This window comes from Mesorhizobium sp. M7A.F.Ca.US.002.01.1.1 (genome assembly GCF_004022955.1).
GTDB lineage: Bacteria > Pseudomonadota > Alphaproteobacteria > Rhizobiales > Rhizobiaceae > Mesorhizobium > Mesorhizobium ciceri.
The window spans coordinates 1-1232 of sequence record NZ_RZQE01000881.1; the positions used below are offsets into that span (position 1 = coordinate 1).

Annotated in this window: 1 protein-coding gene and 1 pseudogene; one reads left to right on the top strand and one right to left on the bottom strand. The window is 58.1% G+C overall.

Features of this window, described 5'->3' with window-relative positions:
* Nucleotides 1-435: 435 nt before the first annotated feature.
* Nucleotides 436-942 carry a GNAT family N-acetyltransferase gene (locus EN932_RS36380; protein ID WP_164754003.1) on the top strand — a complete coding sequence of 169 codons (507 nt, stop codon included), beginning with the start codon at nt 436-438 and terminating at the stop codon, nt 940-942.
* Nucleotides 943-1153: 211 nt separating this feature from the next.
* Here the strand turns inward: EN932_RS36380 and EN932_RS39855 are convergent.
* Nucleotides 1154-1232 (bottom strand): annotated as a pseudogene (locus EN932_RS39855) (DNA-binding response regulator); the annotation flags it as partial.

Consider the following 1232-nt stretch of genomic DNA (forward strand, 5'->3'; position numbering starts at 1 on the left):
TCCCACGAATATTCATACGACCGTAGATTTATTTTTCTACTCTGGGGTCTTGTAGTGAGGAAAAGGTGGATGGACGGACCTGAGTTCGCGAATTGGGTCCTTGAGGTTGTTGAGAGTTATTTTGAGAGTAGGGGCTGGGAAATTAGCAACGTCTACAACAATGTTTTTAACGCACTTTCGAACCGAAAAATGGACTGACTTTCTGGCAATTGCGAATTGCGGTGACAGTGCACTTTTAACCACGCTCGCTTGACCATCGCTTTGGGCGAACCCAAAACCCGGCCTGATCGCGAAACAGCTCCGCTTCGGCGCCGTCGCGATGGACGAGAAAGCGGACATTGCTGCGCGGCAACCGAACCCGATGGCGACTGTCGGCGTTTGTGGGCAATGAGCTTTCGAGTCGAACCGCTTTCTCGACAGAATTGGCCGGCACTCGTGGATCTGTTTTCGGCGAGCGGGCCTGTCGGTCGTTGCTGGTGCATGTATGGCAGGATCGGCCCGGCTTACCGAAAGCAGCCGCCCGATCGGAATCGGCACGAATTTCAGCAAGCGGCGCTATCGGGCGATGTGCCTCAGGGCCTTTTGGCCTTCGATGGAGAAATGGCCGTCGGGTGGTGCCAAATCACGCCCATCGAAGCCGTGCCTTACCTGAAGAAAAGATGGATCGGGGCAGAAGATCGCAGGGAAGAGACATGGTTCATCTCCTGCTTCTACGTCCGCAAGGGCTATCGTCGCCGCGGGATGACGCGAACGCTGATCGAGGCGAGCATCGCTCACGCAAGACGACATGGCGCGAAGGCGATCGAGGCGATGCCGCTCGATGGCGGCAAGTCGCCGAGCGCAACGGGTAGTGGGTATGTATCGACCTTCGAGAGCGCAGGGTTTCAAGCCGTCGCGCACCGCGATGCGGCCCGCCCGCTGATGAGGCTTTCGCTGTCATGAGCGTTGACGGTGAACGAATTTCGGTGACAGAATTACGGTGACAGTGCACCATTTGCTATGTTCGCCCGCCATTATAAAGCGCGGCGCATGATGGGTTACCCTCCCCTCGATGGGGAGGGTCGGCGCGGAGCGCCGGGGTGGGGTGCGGCGCAGACCCCCACCCCGCTCCGCTTCGCGGATCGACCCTCCCCACAAGGAGGAGGGTAAAAGCTCAAAACCCAGCCTGATCGCGAAACAACTCCGCATTGTCCAGCTTCGAAACCTCGATCACCGCTTGCGTGCGGCTGTAG